The organism is Natronocella acetinitrilica (assembly GCF_024170285.1).
In the GTDB taxonomy this organism is placed as follows: Bacteria; Pseudomonadota; Gammaproteobacteria; order Nitrococcales; family Aquisalimonadaceae; genus Natronocella; species Natronocella acetinitrilica.
This window is the reverse complement of sequence record NZ_JALJXV010000002.1, coordinates 569,555-587,045: the sequence shown is the minus strand read 5'-3', so window position 1 is coordinate 587,045 and position 17,491 is coordinate 569,555. Positions and strand designations below refer to the sequence as shown.

16 protein-coding genes and 1 tRNA gene are annotated in these 17,491 nt (G+C 60.1%); all 17 read right to left on the bottom strand.

All coding sequences use genetic code 11. The features are described 5' to 3' along the window. Positions 1 to 23: 23 nt before the first annotated feature. A complete protein-coding gene (locus J2T57_RS22370) occupies positions 24 to 611 on the bottom strand; it encodes a helix-turn-helix domain-containing protein (protein ID WP_366519075.1) in 588 nt (195 codons plus the stop codon). A gap of 659 nt (positions 612 to 1,270) precedes the next feature. Beyond that, on the bottom strand, positions 1,271 to 3,259 hold the full coding sequence (gene drt3b, locus J2T57_RS05935; protein WP_253475683.1) for an antiviral reverse transcriptase Drt3b: 1,989 nt from the start codon (positions 3,257 to 3,259) through the stop codon (positions 1,271 to 1,273). 44 nt (positions 3,260 to 3,303) lie between these two features. After that, a complete protein-coding gene (gene drt3a / locus J2T57_RS05930; protein ID WP_253475680.1) occupies positions 3,304 to 4,581 on the bottom strand; it encodes an antiviral reverse transcriptase Drt3a in 1,278 nt (425 codons plus the stop codon). 241 nt (positions 4,582 to 4,822) lie between these two features. Continuing rightward, the gene (locus tag J2T57_RS05925) at positions 4,823 to 6,424 is read right to left on the bottom strand and encodes a replication endonuclease (protein WP_253475677.1); all 1,602 of its coding nucleotides are present in this window, start codon (positions 6,422 to 6,424) and stop codon (positions 4,823 to 4,825) included. Positions 6,425 to 6,878: 454 nt separating this feature from the next. Further along, positions 6,879 to 7,076, bottom strand: coding sequence for a helix-turn-helix transcriptional regulator (locus tag J2T57_RS05920; RefSeq protein WP_253475675.1), 198 nt, complete (start codon positions 7,074 to 7,076; stop codon positions 6,879 to 6,881). Positions 7,077 to 7,260: 184 nt separating this feature from the next. Continuing rightward, positions 7,261 to 7,950 carry a hypothetical protein gene (locus tag J2T57_RS05915; RefSeq protein ID WP_253475672.1) on the bottom strand — a complete coding sequence of 230 codons (690 nt, stop codon included), beginning with the start codon at positions 7,948 to 7,950 and terminating at the stop codon, positions 7,261 to 7,263. 429 nt (positions 7,951 to 8,379) lie between these two features. Further along, positions 8,380 to 8,455, bottom strand: a tRNA-Lys gene (locus J2T57_RS05910). An 80-nt stretch (positions 8,456 to 8,535) separates the two neighbouring features. Then, entirely contained in the window at positions 8,536 to 9,396 is an 861-nt protein-coding gene (ybgF, locus tag J2T57_RS05905; protein ID WP_253475669.1) for a tol-pal system protein YbgF, read from the bottom strand. Positions 9,397 to 9,447: 51 nt separating this feature from the next. Beyond that, positions 9,448 to 10,023 carry a peptidoglycan-associated lipoprotein Pal gene (gene pal, locus J2T57_RS05900; protein WP_253475666.1) on the bottom strand — a complete coding sequence of 192 codons (576 nt, stop codon included), beginning with the start codon at positions 10,021 to 10,023 and terminating at the stop codon, positions 9,448 to 9,450. Positions 10,024 to 10,071: 48 nt separating this feature from the next. After that, complete coding sequence (gene tolB, locus J2T57_RS05895) at positions 10,072 to 11,361, bottom strand: Tol-Pal system beta propeller repeat protein TolB (protein WP_253475663.1); 1,290 nt, start codon at positions 11,359 to 11,361, stop codon at positions 10,072 to 10,074. Positions 11,362 to 11,364: 3 nt separating this feature from the next. Continuing rightward, positions 11,365 to 12,342 carry a cell envelope integrity protein TolA gene (tolA, locus tag J2T57_RS05890; protein ID WP_253475660.1) on the bottom strand — a complete coding sequence of 326 codons (978 nt, stop codon included), beginning with the start codon at positions 12,340 to 12,342 and terminating at the stop codon, positions 11,365 to 11,367. An 8-nt stretch (positions 12,343 to 12,350) separates the two neighbouring features. Continuing rightward, on the bottom strand, positions 12,351 to 12,779 hold the full coding sequence (tolR, locus tag J2T57_RS05885; RefSeq protein WP_253475658.1) for a protein TolR: 429 nt from the start codon (positions 12,777 to 12,779) through the stop codon (positions 12,351 to 12,353). Positions 12,780 to 12,809: 30 nt separating this feature from the next. Beyond that, the gene (tolQ, locus tag J2T57_RS05880) at positions 12,810 to 13,514 is read right to left on the bottom strand and encodes a protein TolQ (protein WP_253475656.1); all 705 of its coding nucleotides are present in this window, start codon (positions 13,512 to 13,514) and stop codon (positions 12,810 to 12,812) included. Beyond that, complete coding sequence (ybgC, locus tag J2T57_RS05875) at positions 13,504 to 13,911, bottom strand: tol-pal system-associated acyl-CoA thioesterase (protein WP_253475653.1); 408 nt, start codon at positions 13,909 to 13,911, stop codon at positions 13,504 to 13,506. The genes tolQ and ybgC overlap by 11 nt, the downstream gene beginning before the upstream one ends. A gap of 196 nt (positions 13,912 to 14,107) precedes the next feature. After that, positions 14,108 to 15,457, bottom strand: coding sequence for a sigma 54-interacting transcriptional regulator (locus tag J2T57_RS05870; protein WP_253475650.1), 1,350 nt, complete (start codon positions 15,455 to 15,457; stop codon positions 14,108 to 14,110). Between the two features lie 22 nt (positions 15,458 to 15,479). Beyond that, positions 15,480 to 16,022 carry a hypothetical protein gene (locus tag J2T57_RS05865; protein WP_253475646.1) on the bottom strand — a complete coding sequence of 181 codons (543 nt, stop codon included), beginning with the start codon at positions 16,020 to 16,022 and terminating at the stop codon, positions 15,480 to 15,482. Beyond that, positions 16,019 to 17,491 carry a sensor histidine kinase gene (locus J2T57_RS05860; protein ID WP_253475644.1) on the bottom strand — a complete coding sequence of 491 codons (1,473 nt, stop codon included), beginning with the start codon at positions 17,489 to 17,491 and terminating at the stop codon, positions 16,019 to 16,021. Before J2T57_RS05860 ends, J2T57_RS05865 begins: the two co-directional genes overlap by 4 nt.

The window sequence follows — 17,491 nt, the reverse complement described above, 5'->3', positions numbered from 1 at the left end:
GAGCAGAAGAGCACGCTGGAAAGCTAACGACAACTACGCCCACCGACCGGCCACTTTAATTGTCGTCGACCGGTCAAAGTAGTTGACGTCGGATAGCGATAGATCGTCTCGTGGGAGATATGCATGTCGGACATGTCTGGGTACTGCACCCGTAGCCATCCTGCGATTTGCTCGGGCGACCAGTCCAATGAAAGCTTCTCGGCCACAATCTGTTGCAGCGGAACATGGGTTGCGAGCCGGCAGGTCTTGGGGCGTCGCGCCCGATCCCATGCCCGTCCATCGGCCACAGTCGCCCGATATGTGTGCCGGGTGCCGTGGCGCGTGACCTCTCGACTGACTGTGGATGAGGCTCGGTTAAGCCTCAAGGCGATCTCGCGGATGGATGCCCCAGCGGCAAGGCCACGGGAAATCTCCTCCCGCTCTGCAAGCGTCAATGCCAAACGGGATCTGCGGCGCTCCGCGGGGGCGATGCCCCCGCGCGCGGCAACGACTCCATGAATGGAGCCGGCGTGCTTGCCCAGCGCTCGGCCAATGTCACTCAGCGACTCGCCGGCTTTCCACCGTGCCCAAAGCTCTGCTTTCTGTCCGGCCGAGAGTCCCGGTCTCCCCATTTCTGCCATGTGCACCACCCCCAAAAAGTAGCATTAAGAACTAAGGGTGTTGCATCGATCAATTGAACTCACCATGGCTTACATCATTATGGTGTGAGCCGTTTTTCGTTATGTAGACGTAATGTAGACGACCGCTAACCGCGCGCCGGCTCCCGGCGACCTTCGCACGTACTGGTACTCACCACCTCTCAACACTCCTGAGGGCCCGCGCGGCGATCACTCGGCACGCCCTTAGAGTCCACTTCGCCCCGTTGTGCTGATTGCTTGTGCGAACGGGCCTTCCGCCCGCGAAAGCCGCCTAAGGCAGCTGCGGACCCAATGCTGCCGGTCGCAGCGTCGCTCCACCGAACGGAAATATGCTGAAAAGGAAGCCTTGACCCACCAAAACGAGCCAAGACCTGCGCCGCTGGATACTCTACGAGTCTAAAACAGCGCGGCCCCCAGCTACGCTGACAGCCACCGAAGGGAAAAGGTGACGGGGTGTCGGCCCCAGAGAGCCGACACCCCGGTTACGACGGCCATTGCGTGTAGAACCAGGCGGAGCCCGGCTCTGTCGGTGGCGAACCCGGCCAGACCCGTATACAGATCTGGACGGCACTCGCCCCGTATTCGCGTCACTTGAGTGACGGCAACCGACGTAACTCGTACAGGAAAACAGTTCAGTAGGATGCCCGCAACTCCTTCTTAAAAAGCGCTCGCCGAACATTGATTTCGGATTCCCAGTCAACAAACCAAGTTTTCGACGACGTGAAAGTAATAAACTCTGACACCTTATTCCCCTTCGCAGACGGAACCATGAATGTGCTTTTCCACGCCTCCGAAGCGATTTGCCGCTTTTGACTCTCTGCCAGAAACGGGCAGCTCATGAAATCAAAAAGCGCCAACGTCAGACTCGCGTGAAATCTCGGGTGCGGCTCTGATAGTGCAGTGACAAGGGAATTTGCAACTTCCTCTCGAACTCTGTCGTAGTCGGGGTCGTATTTACAAAAATAAACTATAGACACCGCCTCAAAGTAAGGAAACTTGCGCGTCTCGTTGACTGGCGCCTGCCGGGAAGACACCGCTTGCCAAAACTCAAGCAACGTGCTTGGATCCACCTTCCAGTTCGGAGTCACGTTACTCACGGTTACCAATAGCGAACAAAACTCTAACGGATGGAGCGTCGCGACCGATTCTTCCCCCCCCGACAAAAAAGACCTAGCGAAGTCTATCTGCACCGCCTCCTCAAATATTTGTATTAGGGGCGGATCGTAGTCAGCGAGCGCTTCTTTTAGCAACACCAGAATCTGCGCTGCGATATCAACGGGTCTTACCCTTACATCGGTCATCACGACGAAAAAGACGACCTCGACGATAAAGCCTATTAGCCTGTTGAGCGAGTTGTACTCTACGTCTCTGTCCATCGCACAGCAAAGCCGTGTGAACGCTTGAAGAAGTCGATGGCGAATAATCCCCAGGAAAAAGCCCGATACGTCTTCATACCGAATATCATACGCCTTGACCGTCGCCTTGTACCGATCCAACAGTTTACGCGGCGTCCAGGACCAATCGAAATATTCTCGAACATGCACTGAGCCTTGCCGATGGCGCGCATACGATCTATTGGGGGAATAGTCATGCCCCCCATGTTTCGCGAGCTCTCCGCTGACGAAGAGGTCAGCGAAGACTCCTTCGAGCAGATCGAGTAGTTCATGTTTAGCCGCCGAAATTGGGGTGCTAAACGGCCGGGTCGTTTTCTTGAGCTTCTCTCGGTTCAAGAAGAGTTTGTAATCGGCTAAAACGGTCTCATGCGTCTGTATAACGACATTTTCTGTATGCTCGTCGTTCGTAAAGAGGAAGTAGTCATCTATGTACCGCCTTATTTCGTATTGTTGTCTGTGGTATAGTTTTCGCTGCCGTAGCCTATGGGCTACCCGCATATCAATATCCTGAAGAATGATCTCGGCAAAAATCCGGGACACTTCGGGTCCAACTACGATTCCGTTAGTCTCGCTGAAGTTTCCTTTCTGCATTAGTTTGTCAAAGTCGTTTTCAAAGGAGGTGGCCCGCGTGTTGACTTTAGCGAAGCTTCTGCTCTTAACCGCCCAAGCAATGCTGTGGGAGTAAATGTTGTAAAAGCATTTCGATATATCGAAGCTCGTGAATCGCTCGTACCTTTTTTCAAGATTTAGAAAATCCGACGAGTTGTAGAATTCAAATAGTCGAGCGAAGGATTTGTACACAAAGAAAGAGGAAGAAAAACGCCGATGCGTACGGTGAACATCTTCGGGCTGCGCTTCTACCTCGTCCGACTTGATTTCGTCGTTCGTTTTCAGCAACTCCTTCTCGTAGAAGGCCGAAGCGATGCGCGCTGGGCGCCGAATGGATACAGGGCTAATGCCGCACCTATCAATAATCATTGAAAAGTAGCGTTTATAGAACTCCCTTACATCCAGCTGTGTCTGTGGGTGGAGCACGCTCAACGTGCGGAAGCGGCCCCCGCCTAAGCTTGCCTCATAGGAGTACGGTACGGTATATGGGAGATCGCCTGACTGGAGGAATTCTTTTGTGAGCGCGTCAGTCTTTCCTGCGAGTTCCTTTCTGAGACGGGCATAGAAGAAGTCGTTGGAAAAAATAAAAGGACACTCGTAAGGCAACGTTTCTGTCAAGATAACGCGATCGAAGTCGCGTGGATCAAAGGGAATTCTATACCTCATCTTGGGAAACACCTCTTGATGTCATATATGCGTCGGCGGGTAAATCGATGCAAGACGGCATTGGCGTAACCGTATTGGAATGAAATGCGGGCTAACCGATTCTTTTGATCCCGTGTTAGCAAAGGAGAAAGTCTCTTTCCGAGCGTGCCGCGACGGGAATACACCAGCCGGCTCTTGAAGTCATCGAGCTCGCGCAGGGCGCAGCTATCAGTCAGACGGGAATAATTGAAGTGGTTGCCTCCTTTCAGCCGTCCCGCTGCCGCCCTGCGGGTTATAGGGAACGTGCCTGTAAGAAACCGTACTCGATCGACCAATAGGGAATAGTCTTCCGTTATTGTGTAATCAACAAAGGCTCGTGCGAGGCGAGTTTTAATTTTTTTTATTTTCTTTTGAGCGATTGTTACTTCGACGGTTTTCGGGGTTGGCTTTGAGGTGCTGGGCCCGTTGGGCGCCGAAGAAAAGTTGAATCGATAGCCGAGATATTCGAGGTGCACGGGGAAACCTTTGGTTTCCTTGCATTTGCACGTGGGGAAGCACGGCGGAGGTGGTGGCTGACCGGGTCCGTTAGCTTTTGGGCACTGGATGTCAATTTGCCGGTGCTTTTTTGTGTTCAGTGGTACCCTCAGGTCCTCTGTGATCGCGTGTATCTGCTCGATTGTTTTTGCGGGGTCCATTGAGCAGAAAATTACAATATCATCGACAAAGCGAGCATAGTAATAAACCGTCGAGATTTGTCTTAGTCGTTGATCAAGAGGAGCCAAGTATAACTCTGAGAGTGGGGTGCTGATGGGCAGACCACGAGGGAGGCCTCGCATCCGGTGGAATGGGCTATTCTTCAGCAGGTCAGTGAGTAGGTTTCGGGTTTCCGCGGAGAGGTATAGTTGCAGGTCTAGATCCCTGAGTAGTCTGTAGCGGTCAATATTCTCAAAGAAGTTCTTGATGTCAAACGTTAGGATTGAGAATGGCAGCTGCTCCGTTAACAGGGTGCGTACTTGGTCAATTATTAGGTCGCGGTTGGATGGGTTAACGTTGTATGCCCTTGAGATGTTCATTGTCAGCTTGCTGAGAACGAGTTCACTCGGCAAGTCTTTAAAGAAAAAAACGTTGCTGCCGTTGGCGATGGTATTGGTGACGCGCCCCCAAGAAAACGATCCGCTTTGTATCTGACGGGCGGCCGAGTCGGCTGCCGCGCGCACTTCGGCGTCGCTGTGCTTAATGCGGCGTGGCCGGTAAACGCGGCGCAGGTTTGCGGCGGTGAAGGCTTGTCGTGACATGGTATCCTCGTAGTGTGGCCTGCTGGGACTGTGTTGCCAGTATTCGGTCCCACTGTAAAGGGCGGCGGTTTCGCTGACAGCGGGTGGTGCTTTCACTGGACGAATTATGATGCGGGATCAGCGTCGGTGATCTACTGCTCGAGGAGTGTGGGGCAACTGGTTGGTCTAATGGTCTACCGACGTAATGAACCGTCAACCAGGGCCGAGCACCTTTAGAGGTCTGCGTTAGGTCCCTCGCACCTTAGTGCCACGCGTCCATTTCTGGCCGAAGGGGGACTAGACCAAGTGAAGGCAACCTCCTCCGCTTCTGACCGATGTGCGAAGTTGGGGGCTCGCGATTTGTGGCAGGGCTCGCGTACGAGGGCCCTTTACGTTGGTTCATATGGGGGGAAGGGGGCTGCCGGACCTCTTGAAGGTTGGTGGCCGGGGCACCCGTACAGTTATTGACAGAACTCCAAGGGGAGAAGCCCTCGACCGCAGTATTCCGATCACCCGCCGGCCTGCTTACCATCTGTCGGATGGTCCAGTTGTGCGATCGCGTAAGGAGTGAGTGCTTGCCGTCTGCGGTCGCGACGCCAAGCGTCTGATAGCCCTTGGGCTCGCCATAGGCTCCTGGCGCATCACTCCACACTTGGAACAGCCTGAGCGGCGCTGCATCAAGCGCCTTGCCGTAACGGGCCCAGTCCCCTTCATCTGCGGCAAGAACCGCTTCAGCGAACGGGGTCGATACCTCTCCATCTGTCACGCGCCGCAGTTCACGCCACAGGGAAACCGGCGGAGTGCCGAAGAACTGAAACTGTCGAATCCGCCAAACGGAAGCCCAGGCGCTCACACGCTGAGCTGAATTCTTGGCGTCGTTACCGTAGAGGTCTGCGTCGACACCGTAACCGTCAATGTTCTTGCTGACGTACTTGGCGACGTAACCGGTTGCTGTGCCCTTGCTGTAGTCAATGCGCCGCACATCGAATCGGTACTTCTGTGCGCCAGGTTCCTCGGGTGAATCCTTCAGAGCCCATGTTCGGAGTATCCGGATCACCTCATCGAGTTGGTCGGCGGGCGCGAACAGCAGGAGGTGATCGTGCGGTGTGCCGTCATGCTGGGGTTCTCGCACGCGAATGCCATAGACGTGGACACCCTTTTGGTTAAGCCAACGTCTGGCGTTTGCCCACACCCGGTTCAGATACTGCGCGCCATCATGGGGCGTCAGCCCAGTAAAGCGCGGATTCGGCTTTCCGCTGGCAGACAGAACCGCATGAAACCTTGAAGGACACGTAACGGTGAACATTGCCGCCGCATGACCGACCTCCCTGGCACGGCTCTCGGTGCCGGACAGGCGTGTCATCATCTCGTTACGGCGAAGCCGAGGATTGGAAACGCTGAGGTCTTGAAGCTCCGCGAGTGAAAAGGATTGATCGAGTTCGTTAACAGCTTCCCACTGCTCCAGCATAAGCCGGGCATTCTTCCGTCGGGCTTGGATTAGTCCCATCGCGGCGTCGGAAACGTAAACGCCGCGCCGCTGGTGTACCAGCCCGAATTCTCTGGCGAACTTGTCGACGTGCTGCGTATGAGATGCGAAGAGCTTCCGGCGCCACCACTTCACATCACATAGGCGTCGAAGCTTGCTGTCGTCGGTCTCTCCGTGCGGAGCACTAACGCCCATCCGATCACACCAAGGAAGTGCACCGGCTAGGGTTCGGCTCCTGGCGCAATGCTTCGCCATGGAGGCGGCCTTTTGGCGGATCTCTTCTGAATCGGCACCGAGGCGTAGCGGAAAGGAGCGGGCTTCCTCGGCGAGATCGCTGATCCATCGGTTTGCGCCTGACCGCCCCTCGGACTCGTTCAAGGCTGAATAATGCTTCAGTACGTCACGACGCCAGCGCTCGGGCAGTGCACGCAAGGCATGGGTGAGGTGCGACGCGTCATCTGCGTGATACCGTCCGCCAACTGGCCCCCACAGCGGGCGGGTCTCCTTCGTGACTCGGCCGTCGTCCCAAACGCGCGGGGATGGAAGGTGGTTCCAACCACATGGGACTCCCTCGACCTGGAAATCCTGACTCATCACCCGATCCGCCCAATACGGTTGCCGAACCCTATAGGGCGATTACCCAGCGGCATCGTCGTTAAGTAACGGGACGACAATTGCCGTAATGTTAGGTAACGTGACGTTACAGACGCCGAAGGGAGCGGCGATCGCAAGGGCCGCCCCTTTCCGTATACAGAACCAACGTCGTATACGGGCACAGCTCCGTTACGGCCCGGCCTACCAGTTCCTGGCATTTTTGTGACCAACATCATGCCTACCCAGCCTGGCTGGTGGAGTGGCGCACGCGGCCTTCGAGGTAGGCGTCGAGGTCCGTCCGCCGGTAGCGGACAGCCCGACTCCCTACGCGCAGAAACGGAATCCGGGCGCCCGCCCAGCGGTCGCGCTCCAGGAAGGCTTTGCTCATGTTGAGGTAGGCGGCTGCCTGTCGAGTATTGAGTAGTTCGGTCCCCATTTCTTCAGCTCCTTATCGCGCAGAATGCGTTTGAACAGGAGCCATGATTAAGAAATTGGGCTTGGAGGTGGGGCACGCAAAAATAGAAGCCGACGTCTATTTTTACGTGCCATTTTCCATGTAGGGATTGGTTGCAGTTGCTTGGGCCTGCAATCTTACGAAAGGGGGGAGTCAGAGCGACTACTTAGCGCCGCTTGTCCTTCGGGATTCGCCCCAGGTAGGAGTTGATCAGCTTCGCCATGGTAGGAGCTTCCATGGGCAAATTTGATTTCCCAAACAGCTCTTCCACGTTGCTTTCAAGAATACGGGCGATCTGCGCGCCGTTGAACTTCCCGCCCACACCCAAGCATTGATGTCGATACCGCATCATCGCGAGGAACGCAGCGCCCATAACTTCCTCGCGCTTTTGAGCATTCACCAGGCTGTTTCCGTGAATTTTTTTCTCCTCACTCTGCTCAGCCGCAGGTATTCCCATTGCCTCGCAAAGCGGCTCCGGCAACCTAATGGCCTTTTCCTCGGCCCAGCGAAGCACGTCTTTGGCCACGTAGAGTTTCTTCATTCGGCCTTCGGTCCGAAGTTCAGATCGCTTGATCGCATCGACGAGTTGATGAGCGCGATTGTCCAATGCCTCGTGGCCAGGAAGCCCGAGTTGACGCTCAGGATCGCATCCCACAAGCAGATTCGCGGCCTCATGCGCCGACCAGAAATCACGCATAAACCATTCTTTACAGCGCTGGCCGTAGTTTTTAGGCAATAGTTGATTCTCTGGAGCCTTCGCTGCCTTTAGCGCCGCCAGTCGCCATTTCTCGTTAATCTCACGCAAGGCAGGTTCGGTATTGATGGGTAGAGCGATATCGTCACCTTGGTCCTTCATGGAGCCCCCTTGCGTTTGGATTGTTTACCGTATGGTGATCGTGCCCGCCCGAATAAGTCTGCGAGAGACCGCCCATCTCACGCAAATCCGTACTGATCTGCTCAATCGGTCCACGCCAGTGCTCAGCATCGCCGCACGCCCGATGCAGCATCGGCTAGTTCTTCAGGGTAGCGGTGCTTGAGCAATTGCAATGCGCGATGGCGGATTGCTTGCACGTCGCCGGCATGAGGCTCGGGGAGTAGCCCGCATGGTAACAGCGGTGTGCTAAGCGGATTTATGTCTGTTGGCTGGCCGTGAGAGTAGGTGGCGGCAGGTCTTCGGGGGGATGCTCGACGGATGGATGTCGGATGCACCGAATGTTAGTCCGCCTTGCTTATAGTACGGTTATTCCTCTAAAGAAGAGCTCTGTGGATAAGTGGTCTAAGTTATTGGTGGGCCGTGTAGGATTCGAACCTACGACCAGCGGATTAAAAGTCCGATGCTCTACCAACTGAGCTAACGGCCCAACGCGGCGAAATCATACTAGACGAACCCCGCGAGTCAAGCGCACGCGAGATTCATCGGTTCCGTTCGTGTGTTGCCGCTTCAGCGACCGGCGTCCCGCATCTGCCTGAGGCGGTCCTCGGCCAGCGTCGCGACTGTGGTGCCGGCGTGTTCGTCCCGTACCTGCTCCAGTGTCTGCCGGGCGCGGTCCCACTGCTGGCGTTCGTAATGGATGAAGCCGATCTTCAGGCGGGCATCCGGTTGCTTGTTGTTGTCGTCGTTCTCAGCCACCGCAGTGAAATGTTCCATGGCGGCATCGAAGTCCCGGACCACGTAGTAGGTCTCGCCGAGCCAGTAACGGGCGTTGTCGGCGTAGATGGTGCCTGCATGGTTGTCGGCCACCTGGCTGAAGGCGTTGCCGGCAGCCTGGTAGCGGCCTTCCCGCAGCAGATCGAAGGCACGCTGGTAGTCCTCTTCCGCGGCACCTGCGTCACCGTTCCCCTGCGCCTCGGATGCCAGCAGCTCCGACTCCGGCTCGTCCTCCTCGGCGGAGGCTGACGCAAGGTCGTCTTCCAGTGATGGCGTTGCCGGCGGCAGGTCCACCAGGTCGTCGTCTACCGAGGCATCGGGGATGATGAGGTCGGAATCTGCAGAGCCACCGCCAGACCCGCCATCACGCTCCAGGTTCCGGAGCCGCGTGTCCAGGTCCTCGTAGAGGTTGCGCTGCTGCTGGCGCAGCTCTTCGAGCTGGCGTTGCATGACGTCCACCTCTCCGCGCAACTCGGCGAATTCCCGCTGCAGCTGTTGCTGGTTACGGTCCATATCGAGCAGGCTGCTGCTTTCCAGCAGCCGCTCGATCCGGTCAAGGCGTTGCTGTGTGTCGGCGGTGGCCGTGCCGCAAGCCAGTCCGGCCACAAGTGCGGCGCCGAGCGCAATGCGCACGCTGATCGGCTGTGTCGTCATGTCGACTCCCTTGGCGTGTCACCCGGAGCGCCCGAAGCCCGAGCCGGGTTTCTAGAAGACGTCTCGATAGACCAGCTCCGCTCGTCGGTTGGCGGACCAGGCCTCCTCGTTACTGCCCAGATCCGCGGGCTTCTCCTCGCCGTAACTGATGACCCGGATCTGGTCCTCCGACGCCCCGCTCAGCACCATGGCGCGTTTCACCGACTGGGCGCGGCGTTCTCCAAGTGCAAGATTGTACTCGGCAGAGCCCCGTTCGTCAGTGTGACCTTCCAGAATGATGCGCTGATCCGGATGGTCGGCCAGGAATCGGGCGTGGGCCTCGACGATCTCCAGGTCCTGCTCGCGGATATCGCTGCTGTCGAATTCGAAGTAGATGGTGCGTCGGCCGATGGGGCTGTCCGGGTCGTCCAGCAACTCGTCCAGCGCTTCACCGTCCAGCGAGCGGCGGCCTTCGGCGGCGCGCGCAGCGGCGGCCCGCTCCCGGTCGATTGCCGCCATTTCCTCTTCGGTCAGATCGCTATCGGGGCGATCCTCGACGCGGGTTTCGTCATCCAGCGTGGCACAGGCGGTGAGGAACAGCGCCAGCATGCCGATCATGATCCAGCGTGTAGTGCCCGTGTTTTTCATCGTCATTTCTCCGGTGTGTGGTGGTCCGTACGCGATCGGGTTGTGGTGTCAGGGCGACCATGCGGGTTCGCGAATCCGCTGGCCTTCGGTGGACATGGTCTGGCGTCGGTCGCCAAATAACGATGCGGTGCCAAGCAGGTGGCGGCCATTGGCGCGGGTGGCATACAGGATCAGCGCGCCATTGGGTGCGAAACTGGGGCTTTCGTCCTGTTCGCCGCGGGTCAGCACGCGAAAGTTCCGACCGTCGATATCCTGCACGGCGATGACGTAGCCACGCTGATTCCTGTGCACCATGGCTATCTGTCGCCCGTCCGGCGACAGCGCGGGGGAGGCGTTGTAGTTGCCCTCGAAGGTCAGCCGTTCGACCTGCCCACCATCGGCCCGCACGCGGTAGATCTGCGGGCCGCCGGCCCGGTCGGATGTGAATATCAGGTGGCGTCCATCCGGCGTCCACACCGCCTCGGTGTCGATGGCCCAGTGATCCGTGACCTGCCGGGTTTCGCCAGTGGACAGGTCCAGCACGTGAATGTCCGTCTGGCCGCCGCGGGAGCGGGTCACCGCCAGACGGCGACCATCCGGCGACCAGCTGGGCGCACTGTTGATGCCCTCGAAACTGGCCACGCGCTCGCGCTCACCGGTGGCGATCTCCTGGACGAAGATTTCCGAGCGGCGGCTTTCAAACGACACATAGGCGAGCCGCTGCCCATCCGGCGACCAGGACGGCGACATGATGGGCTCGCGGGAGCTGAGGATGCTCTCCGGGTAGTGGCCGTCGGCATCGGCGAACACGAGCCGCCAACGGCGTCCCTCGCTCTCGTCGCTGATGGCGACGTAGGCGATGCGTGTGTTGAATGCGCCGGGGCGCCCCAGCAGCTCTTCGTAGATCTCGTCGCTGATGGTGTGTGCAGCGGTGCGCAGATCGTCCACGCCGGCGCTGTAGCGTCGGCCGGCCATGGAACTGCCGGCGAAGACATCCAGCAACTGGTAGCTGACGCGATAGCGGTCGCCGTCCTGCTCCACCTCGCCGATCACCAGGTGGTCTACGCCAAGGGCACGCCAATTGCCGAAGTTGATCTGCTCGCGGCGGGTGGGGCGCTCGATGAAGTCCTCCTGGGGCAGCAACTCGAACTGGCCGCTGCGGGTCAGGTTGTTGCTGATGATGGCGCCGATGTCCTGCGGCGGGCTGCCGCTGCCGGACCAGCCGAAAGGCACGACGGCAATGGGTACCGCCGCTTCCGCGCCGCCGGTGATTTCGATCAGCAGTTCGCTTTTCGCCACCACCGGGCACAATGCCAGCGTCAGGGCGACGGTCAGCAGCTTGGCCAGTCTTTTGGGCATGATTTATCCATCCGGGTTGAATCTGAAGGTGACATTGTCCAGGTTGGCGCGGCGAAACGCGTCTGCGCTGTCCGGTACCGGCAGCGGCGAGGCACGTCGAATTGCCTGTTCCACCGAGCGGTCAAAGGTGGCATCTCCGCTGCTGCGTATGATTTCGATGCTGACCACCTCGCCGGACGGTTGCAAGCGCACGCGGACATCCGCGGTCAGGCCGTCGACAGAACCAGGCGGACGCGTCCACGCATTGCGCACCCGATCCGCCCAGACCGAGACGAAACGCGTCCGGGCCCGCTCGGCCTGCCGGGCCAGTTGCTCTTCTTCGGCCTGACGCTGCAGCTGTTCTTCGCGTTCCCGTTGCTGGCGGGCTTCTTCCTCCCGGCGCTGGCGTTCGGCCTCTTCCTGGCGGCGGCGCTCTTCCTCGGCGCGGCGTTGTTCTTCCTCCGCCCGCCGGCGTTCTTCCTCACGGCGCTGACGCTCGGCTTCTTCCTGGCGGCGGCGCTCGGCTTCGGCCTCGGCACGACGGCGTTCCTCTTCCTCCGCCTGCCGTCGCACTTCTGCCTCGCGCTCACGCTCGCGTTCCGCCGCTGCCTGTTCCTCACGACGACGTTGCTCCGCGGCTTCGGCCTGCCGGCGCTGCTCCTGCTCTGCCTGCTCGCGCTGCCGCTGCTCGGCTTCCCGGCGCTCCTGTTCCTGACGCTGTTGCTGGCGCTCCTGTTCGCGCCGGGCCTCTTCGGCGGCCTGTTGGCGACGCTCTTCCTCACGCTGGGCCTGTTCCACCGCCTCCCGCCGGGCGTCCAGGTCCTGGACGACCTGTTGTTCATCCAGCGCCACTGCGTGGATCACTTCCGGTGGTTCCTCCCGCTGCACGGCGACGCTGGGCGAGGACAGGTTGACGAACAGCAAGGCGAGGGCCACCGCATGCACGATCAGCGAGTACAGCAGAAAGCGGCTGTCGCGCAGGCCGGGGCGGGAGACAGGCATGATTCCGTCTACTCCTGCGGGGGCCGGGTCATGAGCCCCACTTGCGGCACGCCGGCGCCTCGCAGGGAGGACATGGCCGTCAGCACGTGGCCGTAGGCCACGTTGCGGTCGCCGCGCACCATCACCGGGGTCTGCGGGTTGTTCCGCATGACCCGGGCGACAAGATCCATCAACTCATCCGGTGTCACTGGTTCATCGGGGTCGATGCCGATACTCACCGTGTATTCGCCATCACCGGTGACGGTGACCACTACCGGATCGATGTCGCTCTGGTCGATGGGCTCCGAGGTAATCTCCGGCAGATCCACATCAACGCCGTGATAGAGCAGGGGGGCGGTGACCATGAAAATCACCAACAGCACCAGCATCACGTCGATGTAGGGCACCACGTTGATTTCGGACATCGGCTTGCGGCGTGCGCCGCGCTGCTTTCTCATCGCCACCTCTTCGGCGTCGCGCCCACGTTGCTAGCGGTCACCGGTCGCGCTGCCGGCGGATGCTGTGGAGTGGGCATGTCGCTGGAGGATGCTGACGAATTCCTCCATGAAGGTGTCGTATCGGCCGCACATCCGCTCCACCTGGTTGGCATAACGGTTGTAGCCGATGACCGCCGGGATGGCCGCAAACAGGCCCAGTGCCGTGGCGATCAGCGCTTCGGCGATACCCGGAGCCACGGTTGCCAGCGTCGCCTGCTGCTGGGCGCCCAGTGCGCGGAAGGAATTCATGATCCCCCACACCGTCCCGAACAGCCCGATGTACGGGCTGACCGACCCGACGGTGGCAAGAAACGGGATGCGCGATTCGAGATCATCCTCTTCCCGGGACAGGGTGATGCGCATGGCACGCTGCGCGGCTTCGACTTGTGCCGCCACCGGTGAGCCCTGCTTGCGCATGCGGGAGAATTCGCGGAACCCGGCCCGGAAGATGCGCTCCATGCCGCTCTGGTTGTCTTCGCTACCGCCGATCCGGGCGTAGATCTCGGCGAGATTGCCGCCGGACCAGAACCGGTCTTCAAAATCTTCCGCATCCGCCTGGGCGCGGCGGAGTTGGGCCCGTTTCTGGAAGATCAGCGCCCAGGACGCAATGGATGCCAGTGCCAGGATCAGCATCACCAGCTGGACCAGCAGACTGGCCTCCAGCACCAGATGCATGATCGACATTTCATCTTGCATGGGAGAACTCCGCAATGAGCGCGTCAGGCAGGGCCGTCGGCAGTTCCGTATTGGCGTCGATGCAGGCCACCGTTACCGTGGCTTCGCAGATCGCTTGGTCATTTTCGTCATGAATGCGCTGATCGAAGGTCAGACTTGCCCGGCGCCGCTTCAGCAAAGAACTCACCACGTTGAGGCAGGCGTTGAAACGCGCCGGCCTGCGGAAGCGGATATCCATGGAGTGGACGACGAAAAGCACCCCGGGTTCCCGGCGCAATGCGTCCTGCTCGAACCCCAGGCTGCGTAGCCATTCGGTGCGTGCACGTTCCATGAAGCGCAGGTAATTGGCGTGATAGACCATGCCACCACTGTCCGTGTCCTCGTAGTAAACCCGTATCGGCCAGTGAAAACTCGTCATGGATCCCGTGTGATCGACGCCACCTTGTAACCGTGCTTAATGTAAAGCCTATCGAGAACTTACGGCAAGTACCTAAAATAAATTCTCTTTAAGCACTGTCGCCGATTGGCGACGGGGCTGGGCGGGGTTTGGCGAATAATGGCGTCACTGCTGCATCCAGCCCTGTCTCCTTCTTGAGACAGGGCTGGAGCGTGGCCTACTGACGGCTGGTCGCTTTGAACAACGACGGATCGATATGGTGGCGGTGCAGCAGCTTGTAGAACTCCGTACGGTTGCGCTTGGCAAGCCGTGCCGCCTGGCTCACGTTCCCGCCAGTGGTCTGCAGCAGCTTGGCCAGGTAGTCCTTCTCGAATCGCTTCCTGGCGTCCGCGAAAGGCATGATGGTACCCGGCTCGTCACGCAGCGCGTTCTGCACCAGCGTGTCATTGATAACCGGCGTGGTGGCCAGGGTCAGGGTTTGCTCCACCACGTTGTAGAGCTGCCGTACGTTGCCGGGCCAGGGCGCGCTGACGAGGCGTTCCATGGCCTCCGGCGCAAAGCCGCGGACATGCTTGCCGTACTTCTCCCGCAACTGGGCAAGAAAGTGATTGGCCAGCAGCGGAATGTCTTCCCGCCGCTCAGCGAGCTGTGGCAACTCCAGGGACACCACGTTTAGCCGGTAGTAGAGATCCTCACGGAACTCCCCCTCGGCCATGGCCTGCTCCAGGTCGCGGTGGGTGGCGGAGATGATCCGGACATCCACGGGTATGGTCCGGGTTGCGCCGACCGGACGAACTTGTTGATCCTGCAGCACCCGCAGCAACTTGACCTGCAGCGCCAGCGGCATATCGCCGATCTCGTCCAGGAACAGCGTGCCGCCACTGGCCTCCTGGAACAGCCCGGTGTGATCCTGGGTGGCGCCCGTGAACGAGCCGCGACGGTGGCCGAACAGTTCCGACTCCAGCAGCGGCTCGGGGATGGCGCCACAGTTCACCGCGATGAAGGGCTTGTCGTGGCGGCGGCTGGCGCGATGAACCGCGCGGGCAAGCAGCTCCTTGCCGGTACCGCTGTCGCCGCTGATGAAGACGCTGGCGTCGGAATCCGCCACCATGCGCGCCTTGCTCAGCATGTCCTTCATCGTGGCACTGCGGGTGACGATGCCGTCGGCCCAGGTATCATCCTGGCCGTCGTTATCGGCGCCGCCGGAAAGCTGCATGGCCGCAGCAACCTGCTCCAGCAGCTTCTGGCTCTGGAAGGGCTTGGTCAGGAAGCTGAACACACCGTTTCGGGTGGCTTCCACCGCTTCGGGTATGGAGCCGTGGGCGGTAAGAATAATGACCGGCAGAGTTGGGTGCTCACGGTGCACGGCATCGAACAGGGCAAGCCCGTCCATGCCGTCCATGCGCAGATCGGTGATGATGACATCCGGCCGCTGGGCGGCCAGCACGGCCAGGGCCCGCTCTCCACTGGGTGCCGTATTGACCGAGTAGCCAGCCGACTTCAGGCGAATGGACAACAGCCTCAGCAAACCAGGATCGTCGTCGACCAGCAGGACATTGCGCTTCATGGGGCCTCCGGTGGTGGCGTTCTCAGCGGCTACGCTCGCGGATGCTCTGATCGATGGCTCTAAGGGCTTCGATCTGCTCTTCCAGCGCGGCGTTGCGCGACTGTTCCCGTGTCAGTTGCTCGCGCATGGCGGCCTGGGTCTCCTGGCTGCCCCTACGCTCGTCCAGTCCCTGTAGCAATAGCCGTGCCAGCGCCTGTATGTCCTGGTCCCGTGGGTCCTGCTCACACTGCTCCAGCGAACGGCGAACCGGCTGCATGTCGTCCTGCGGGGGTTCCGGCAAAGTCATGTGCAGCGCGGCAACCCGCACGGTGAGACCGTTGCATCGGTCCTCGGCCAGGCGCGGTCGCAGGCTCCCGTAACGATCGACGCGTTCCTGATCGGATGCGCGCATGTCTGCGCTGAAGTCGGCCAGCCAGTCCGGTGCGGGCTGAAAACTGTCGTCAACTGGAGACGGCTCCGGCGCAGGGCACTCGAGAAGCTCGCACATACTCTCGCCAAGGCTTGCACAGCCGGCGAGGGTGATGCTCAGAGCTGCGAGCAGGACGAAACGATGGAGCTTGATCATGAGGTGGCTCTGCTGTCTTCCCGGATCATGGTGACCATGGCGGGCTGATGGCGAGGGAGGGTCACGCGGATGCACGTACCGTGGCTGCCATTGCCGCTGACCGAAATACTACCCCCATGGGCCTCGACATGCCCACGGGCAATGGACAGGCCCAGGCCGGAGCCCTTGACGTAACCCTCGGCCTTGTGACGCCCCTGGAAGAATGCGTCGAACACCGATTCGCGCTCCTCCAGCGGGATGCCCGGACCTTGGTCGGCGACTTCCATGATCACCGCGTCTCCCTCCCAGTGTCCCTCGATCCTGATTGTGCCGCCGCGGGGCGAGAACTTCACCGCGTTGGACAGGAGGTTGTCGACCAGGGTGCGCAACCGCTCCAGGTCGCCCTGGAAATGGATGTCCTGAACCGCCAGATCCAGCCGCAGGCTCTTGGACATGATCACCGGCTTATGGTTGCGCGCCACCTCATCGATCAGTGTCGGCAGCCGGATGCCGGAGAGTTGGAGATCTCCGGAATCTTCCGGTGCCGTACTGAACCGTAGCAGATCTTCAATGAGCCGCTGCAAGGCCACGGTGTTGTGCTGGAGTATGCTGACCACCTCGTGCTGCTCTGCCGTGAGGTCGCCCACCGCCTGGTCCTGCAGCAGCTCCGCACCCTCGCGGATTGCGGTCAAGGGGGTCTTGAGTTCATGGGACATGTGCCGCAGGAAACGCCCCTTCTGCTCTTCCAGTTCCATCAGTCGCTGACGCAACCAGTCCAGTCTCACGCCGAGATACTCCAGATCCTCCGGGCCCCGGACCTGCACGGGGGTGTCGAAGCGGCCGTCGCCGAGTCGGCGAATCGCCCGGTCCAGCTGGCGAACCGGGCGGGAGATCAGGAACGTGAACAGCGTGGCGGAGCTGATGGTCAGCAATACCAGCCCCAGCCCCAGTGCAAAGAGCAGGGTGCGGGCCGTCCCCGCGGTTTCGCGCAGAATGCTCACCTCCCGGTCCACCATCCTGTTGCTGCCGGATAGCACCTGCTGGGCAAGCTCGTTCAGGTCGAGGAAGGCGGCGGCGACCGCCGGTTGATCCAGGGCTTCGTCGTTTTCGCGGATGGCCTCGGCAACCTGCTCCTGCCGGGCGATCAGGGCATCGACACTGTCCAGGTGATCGCTGTCCAGCGGCAGGCGCTGCAGCCGCTGGGCGGTGGTCATGAAATCGCCATTGACCTGCTCGAAGGCGTCCAGCAACTCGCTGTCACCCAGGATCAGGTATTGCCGCCCGCTGCGCTCCATGTCGGTGAGCAGGTCGATGAGTTGCCGGCTGTTGGTGATGGCCTGCACCGCCTGATAGACGGCGGTCTGTGACTGATGGGCCAGACGGTCCACCTGCAGCGCTGCATAGCCCAGTGCCAGCACCAGGGGCAGGGATACGAAGGCGAAGCCGTAGAGGATCAGTTTCGCCAGGGATTTTGGTTGGTACAGGGTCAT

Excerpts from the sequence above, each read along its gene's own strand:
- tolB (WP_253475663.1), bottom strand. The coding sequence starts at position 11,361 with ATGCCCAAAAGACTGGCCAAGCTGCTGACCGTCGCCCTGACGCTGGCA.
- tolA (WP_253475660.1), bottom strand. The coding sequence starts at position 12,342 with ATGCCTGTCTCCCGCCCCGGCCTGCGCGACAGCCGCTTTCTGCTGTAC.
- tolR (WP_253475658.1), bottom strand. The coding sequence starts at position 12,779 with ATGAGAAAGCAGCGCGGCGCACGCCGCAAGCCGATGTCCGAAATCAAC.
- pal (WP_253475666.1), bottom strand. The coding sequence starts at position 10,023 with ATGAAAAACACGGGCACTACACGCTGGATCATGATCGGCATGCTGGCG.
- J2T57_RS05920 (WP_253475675.1), bottom strand. The coding sequence starts at position 7,076 with ATGGGGACCGAACTACTCAATACTCGACAGGCAGCCGCCTACCTCAAC.
- tolQ (WP_253475656.1), bottom strand. The coding sequence starts at position 13,514 with ATGCAAGATGAAATGTCGATCATGCATCTGGTGCTGGAGGCCAGTCTG.
- ybgC (WP_253475653.1), bottom strand. The coding sequence starts at position 13,911 with ATGACGAGTTTTCACTGGCCGATACGGGTTTACTACGAGGACACGGAC.
- J2T57_RS22370 (WP_366519075.1), bottom strand. The coding sequence starts at position 611 with ATGGGGAGACCGGGACTCTCGGCCGGACAGAAAGCAGAGCTTTGGGCA.
- J2T57_RS05870 (WP_253475650.1), bottom strand. The coding sequence starts at position 15,457 with ATGAAGCGCAATGTCCTGCTGGTCGACGACGATCCTGGTTTGCTGAGG.
- J2T57_RS05915 (WP_253475672.1), bottom strand. The coding sequence starts at position 7,950 with ATGAAGGACCAAGGTGACGATATCGCTCTACCCATCAATACCGAACCT.
- J2T57_RS05860 (WP_253475644.1), bottom strand. The coding sequence starts at position 17,491 with ATGACCCTGTACCAACCAAAATCCCTGGCGAAACTGATCCTCTACGGC.
- ybgF (WP_253475669.1), bottom strand. The coding sequence starts at position 9,396 with ATGACGACACAGCCGATCAGCGTGCGCATTGCGCTCGGCGCCGCACTT.
- drt3a (WP_253475680.1), bottom strand. The coding sequence starts at position 4,581 with ATGTCACGACAAGCCTTCACCGCCGCAAACCTGCGCCGCGTTTACCGG.
- J2T57_RS05865 (WP_253475646.1), bottom strand. The coding sequence starts at position 16,022 with ATGATCAAGCTCCATCGTTTCGTCCTGCTCGCAGCTCTGAGCATCACC.